The sequence below is a fragment of the Methylopila musalis genome (assembly GCF_042679725.1).
Taxonomy (GTDB): Bacteria; Pseudomonadota; Alphaproteobacteria; order Rhizobiales; family Methylopilaceae; genus Methylopila; species Methylopila musalis.
The window spans coordinates 1-5,448 of record NZ_JBHTMX010000189.1 but is presented as its reverse complement, the minus strand read 5'-3'; the positions used below and the strand labels follow the sequence as shown (position 1 = coordinate 5,448).

Annotated in this window: 3 protein-coding genes and 1 pseudogene; 2 read left to right on the top strand and 2 right to left on the bottom strand. The window is 70.5% G+C overall.

Going from position 1 to position 5,448, the window contains the following annotated elements; genetic code table 11:
* Positions 1–583: pseudogene (gene nrdR / locus ACFQ4O_RS14665) on the bottom strand (transcriptional regulator NrdR); the annotation flags it as partial.
* Positions 584–610: 27 nt separating this feature from the next.
* Positions 611–1,918 (bottom strand): serine hydroxymethyltransferase, encoded by a 1,308-nt coding sequence (glyA, locus tag ACFQ4O_RS14660; RefSeq protein ID WP_378776609.1) that lies wholly within the window; start codon positions 1,916–1,918, stop codon positions 611–613.
* Between the two features lie 274 nt (positions 1,919–2,192).
* Here glyA and ACFQ4O_RS14655 point away from each other — a divergent pair, with 274 nt between their 5' ends.
* Together ACFQ4O_RS14655 and ACFQ4O_RS14650 are read left to right on the top strand one after the other, a co-directional pair.
* On the top strand, positions 2,193–2,903 hold the full coding sequence (locus tag ACFQ4O_RS14655) for a sulfate transporter family protein (protein WP_378776607.1): 711 nt from the start codon (positions 2,193–2,195) through the stop codon (positions 2,901–2,903).
* Positions 2,904–3,007: 104 nt separating this feature from the next.
* Positions 3,008–5,281 carry a transglycosylase domain-containing protein gene (locus ACFQ4O_RS14650; protein ID WP_378776605.1) on the top strand — a complete coding sequence of 758 codons (2,274 nt, stop codon included), beginning with the start codon at positions 3,008–3,010 and terminating at the stop codon, positions 5,279–5,281.
* Positions 5,282–5,448: the final 167 nt, after the last annotated feature.

Below are 5,448 nucleotides of genomic sequence, written 5' to 3'. Positions count from 1 at the left end.
AACCGCGCCCACGGACGGGTTCGGCGCGGTGCGTCCGAGCCCGCGGCGGCCGAGCGCGATCGCGACCGCCATCCAGCGCGCATCGCGGCGCGCGGCGTCGGAGCCGTCAGCGGCTGGGGGAGGCGTCGTCGCTGTCGCCGGCGAGTTCGTCCAGGAGGGTTTCAAAGTCTTTGGCTTCGCGGAAGTTTTTGTAGACCGACGCGAAGCGCACATAGGCCACGTCGTCGGCGCCTTTCAGCGCCTCCATGACATACTGGCCAATCGTCTCGGAGGAAATCTCCGGTTCGCCGCCGCTTTCCAGCCGCCGGGCGATTCCGGACACCATCTGCTCGATGCGCTCGGGCTCCACCGGCCGTTTGCGCAGGGCGACCGCGAGCGAGCGATGCAGCTTGTCGCGGTCGAAGGGCGCGCGGCGCCCGGAGCGCTTCACCACCGTGAGCTCGCGCAGCTGCACGCGCTCGAAGGTGGTGAACCGCTGGCCGCAGACCCCGCACACCCGCCGACGGCGGATGGCGGCGTCGTCCTCGGCGGGACGGGAGTCCTTGACCTGCGTGTCGGCCGCGCCGCAGTGCGGACACCGCATGGTCGATGGGCTCCCGTCCCGGTCGGATCAGTCGGCGTAGAGCGGGAAGCGGGCGACCAGCTCGGACACCTGATTCCGCACCTTGGCCTCGACCTCCGAATCCTCGTCGACGCCCTTCTGGGCCAGCACGTCGAGGACGGTGGCGATCATGTCGCCGATCTGCTGGAACTCGGCCACGCCGAAGCCGCGGGTGGTGCCCGCCGGGGTGCCGAGGCGCACGCCCGAGGTGACCATCGGCTTCTCGGGGTCGAACGGGATGCCGTTCTTGTTGCAGGTGATGTGCGCGCGGCCGAGCGCGATCTCGGACACCTTGCCCGTGAGCTTCTTCGGACGCAGGTCGACCAGCATCAGATGCGTGTCGGTGCCGCCGGAGACGATGTCGAAGCCGTGGCCCTTCAGGTTCTCGGCCAGCGCCTTGGCGTTGGCGATCACGTTCTGGGCGTAGAGCTTGAAGTCGGGCTTCAGAGCCTCGCCGAAGGCCACCGCCTTGGCGGCGATGACGTGCATCAGCGGGCCGCCCTGCAGGCCGGGGAACACGGCCGAGTTGAACTTCTTGGCCAGATCCTCGTCATTGGTGAGGATCATGCCGCCGCGCGGGCCGCGGAGCGTCTTGTGGGTGGTGGTGGTCACCACATGGGCGTGCTCGAGCGGGTTCGGGTGCTGGCCGCCGGCGACGAGACCCGCGAAGTGGGCCATGTCGACCATGAACTTGGCGCCGATCGAATCCGCGATCTTGCGGAAGGCCGCGAAGTCGATCTGGCGCGGATAGGCGGAGCCGCCCGCGATGATGACCTTGGGCTTGTGCTGCTCGGCGAGCTGCGCGACCTCTTCCATGTCGATGCGCTGGTCGTCCTTGCGGACGTGGTAGTTCACCGCGTTGAACCACTTGCCCGACACGGCCGCCTTGGCGCCGTGGGTGAGGTGGCCGCCGGCGGCGAGGTCGAGGCCGAGGAAGGTGTCGCCCGGCTGCATCAGGGCGTAGAACACCGCCGTGTTGGCCTGCGCGCCCGAATGGGGCTGCACGTTGGCGAACTGGGCGTTGAACAGCTTCTTCGCGCGGTCGATGGCGAGCTGCTCGGCCACGTCCACATACTGGCAGCCGCCGTAGTAGCGACGGCCCGGATAGCCTTCGGCGTACTTGTTGGTCAGCACCGAGCCCTGCGCCTCGAGCACCGCGCGCGAGACGATGTTCTCGGAGGCGATCAGCTCGATCTCGTCGCGCTGACGGCCGAGCTCGGACGTGATGGCGTCGGCGAGCTCCGGATCGACTTCCGCCACGCTGGCCGAGAAGAACCGGCTTTCGATGTCGTGGGCCTTGCCTTCGGTGATGGACATTGGACGGCTACTCCTCCTGATGGGGCGTGCGTTCGCCGGTGCGCGTTTCCCGCGCTTTGACGCCGGCGCGACGCGGCCGCGACCAAGACCGCCCTCAAACGGGAGGCCTCGCCGCGACGCATGTTCGACTGGGATGCCTAACATACGTCGGAAAGTCAGGCCAAGCGACCGGCCCGGCCGGCGCATCTTGGTCGCATAAGACTTTGGACGGGGATATCACTGAGAGCGGCCCCGCTTGACTGTGGGCCGCACGTTGAAAACCGGGAGTTCGCCGATGCTGGATTCGGCTCTGATGGCCGCGCGGCAGATGTTCTCGCCGGAGTTCCGGGCGGTGCTGCTGAAGTCGCTCGGCCTGACGCTGCTGGCGCTCGCGCTCGGCTGGATCGGGCTGCAGGCGCTGATCGACCACCTGCTGACGCTGGAGCCCGGCTACCTGCGCTCCGGCGCGCAGATCCTGTCCGGCCTCGGCCTCGCCTTCGGGCTGGTGTTCCTGATCACGCCGGTCACGGCGGCGGTGGCGGGCCTGTTCCTGGACGACGTGGCGGCGGTGGTGGAGCGCACCCATTACCCGGCGGACGCGCCGGGCGTCGCGCCGCCCACGCTCAGGGGCGCGCTGATGTCGGCGCGGTTCGGCGCGCTGGTGCTGGCGGTCAACGTCGCCATGCTGCCGCTGCTGTTCTTTCCGGGCGTGAACGTGGCCGCCTGGGCGCTGGTGAACGCCTATCTGCTCAGCCGGGAGTACTTCACGCTCGCCGCGCTGCGATTCCGGCCCGAAGGGGAAGCGGCGGCGTTGCGCCGGCGTCACAGGTGGCGGGTGTTCGCGGCGGGACTGGTGGCGGCGGCGCTCGCCCTCGCGCCGCTGGCGAACCTGCTGACGCCGCTGTTCGCCACCGCCTTTTTCGTTCATCTTCACAAGAAGATCGCAGCCGACGACGCCCGGCGGCTGGCCCGCCGGCCGGCGCCGGAGCGGCTGGGCGCATCGTAAACGCCCCTTAAACCTGCCGCATTCAAAGTCCATCCGGATTCTCCATCAGGACGGCGGCCGGAGGACGGCCGTCGCGGCGTGCGGCGTGGCGGGGTGCGGCAGGTATGGCGATCGGACGACGGTCCGCGGGGCAGGAACGGCGCGAGCCGCGATTCGACGCGCATCCCGAGGCGTCCTTCGACGTGAGGCTGTCGCCGGACGACCGGCTGAGCCATGGCGGCGGCGAGCCGCGGCGCGAGCCGGGCTTCGGCCCGGACACGCAGGCGGAGCAGGACCTGCCCGACGGGCGGCGCGAGCCCTCGTTCGGATCGTCCGGCCCGGCGGAGCCCGAGCCGCGCGAGAAACTCTCCTACTGGAGCTGGGTCATGGGACGTAGCCGACCCGCCCGCCGGCGATCCGGCGACCCGTCCGGCCGTCCGCCCCGCAAGCGGCGCGGCCTGCTCGGCCGGCTGTTCTCGTTCCTGCTGGTCATGGGCGTGCTGGGCGCGCTCGGCGGCGGCGGCGTCATCGCCTATTACGCCTCCGGCCTGCCGCCGATCGACAAGCTCGAAGTGCCGAAGCGGCCGCCCAACGTCACCATCGTCAGCCTGGACGGCAAGCCGCTCGCCAACCGCGGCGAGACCGGCGGCGCCAACGTGCCGCTGTCCGAGATGCCGGCCTATGTGCCGCAGGCCTTCATCGCCATCGAGGACCGCCGCTTCCGCGACCACTGGGGCGTGGACTTCATCGGCCTCGCCCGCGCCATGGCCACCAACCTGCAGCACGGCACGCTGGTGCAGGGCGGCTCCACGCTGACCCAGCAGCTCGCGAAGAACCTGTTCCTCACGCCCGAGCGCTCGCTGGAGCGCAAGGTGCAGGAGGCGGTGCTGGCCTTCTGGCTGGAGCGCAAGTTCGGCAAGGACCGCATCCTCGAAATGTACCTCAACCGCGTCTATTTCGGCGCGGGCGCCTATGGGGTGGAGGCGGCGGCCCAGCGCTATTTCGGCAAGTCGATCCGCAAGGTGAACATCTCCGAGGCCGCGACGCTTGCGGGCCTCGTCAAGGCGCCGTCGCGGCTCGCCCCGACCCGTGATCCGGAGGGCGCCCGCGCCCGCGCCGATCTGGTGCTCGCCGCCATGGCCGACGAGGGCTACGTCTCCCGCGACGAGGCCAACCGCGCCTTCCGCGCCTCGCCGCCGTCGCCGGCTCCGAAGCCGCAAGGGGCGGTGGGCTACGTGGCCGACTGGATCATGGATCAGCTCGACGGGCTGGTGGGCGTCTACGACGAGGACCTGACCGTCGAGACCACGCTCGATCCGAAGCTCGAGGCGGAGGCCGAGAAGGCGCTGTCGGAAGCGATCGCCAAGCGCGGCCCGGCGCTGAAGGTGAGCCAGGGCGCGCTGGTGGCGCTGGCGCCGGACGGCGCGGTGCGCGCGCTGGTGGGCGGCCGGTCCTACGCCGAGAGCCAGTTCAACCGCGCGGTCTCGTCCAAGCGTCAGCCCGGATCGGCCTTCAAGCCCTTCGTCTATCTCTCGGCGCTGGAGCTCGGCATGACGCCGGACACGGTGCAGGTGGACGCGCCGCTGCGGCTGAAGGGCTGGAACCCCGAGAACTACAACCGCCGCTACGGCGGACCCATGACCCTGACCAGCGCCCTGTCCCATTCGGTGAACACGGTGGCGGTGCGGCTCGGGGTCGAGGTCGGGCCGCTCAACGTCATCCGCACCGCCCGGCGCGTCGGCATCACCTCCGATCTCGCGCCGAACCCCTCGGTGGCGCTCGGCACGTCGGAGGTAACGCCGCTAGAGCTCGCCGGCGCCTACGCCCCGTTCGCGAACGGCGGCATGTCGGCGAAGCCCTACGTGGTGCGCCGGGTCGTCGCCTCCACCGGCGAGGTGCTCTACAACCGCCGCCCCGAGCCGCCGCAGGAGGTGGTGGACATCGAGCGCGTGGGCATGATGAACGCCATGCTGGCGGAGACGATCCGCTCCGGCACCGCGCGCGGCGCGGCGCTTCCGGGCTGGACGGCGGCGGGCAAGACCGGCACCAGCCAGGATTTCCGCGACGCCTGGTTTGTGGGCTACACCGCTCATCTCGTCACCGCGGTCTGGCTCGGCAACGACGACAACTCCCCCACCAAGAAGGCCTCCGGCGGCGGCCTGCCGGTGCAGATCTGGAGCCGCTTCATGACCGCCGCCCACGCCGGCGCCGCCGTGGCGTCGCTGCCGGGCGAGTGGAGCCCGCAGGTGGCGGGCTACGACCAGGGCCCCGGCGGCGGCGAGGTCTACGAGGACGGCCCGCCGCCCGGCGACGGCTGGGTGGAGGAACGCGTCGTCCGCGAGCGCCCCCGCTCCAGCGAGCCGCTCGGCTTCCTGAAGCGGCTGTTCGGCGGGTACTGAGGGCGGGTGTGATGAGGGTGCCCGCCTGAGGGTTCGCTCGGCGGTCATGCTCTGGGCAAGCGGCCGATCAACGACTTGCAGCCGTTTGCACCGCTGTCATGCCCGAGCTTGCCTCGGGCATCCACGACTTGGACGTCGACGCTTGCGCCCGACGGAAAGTCGTGGAT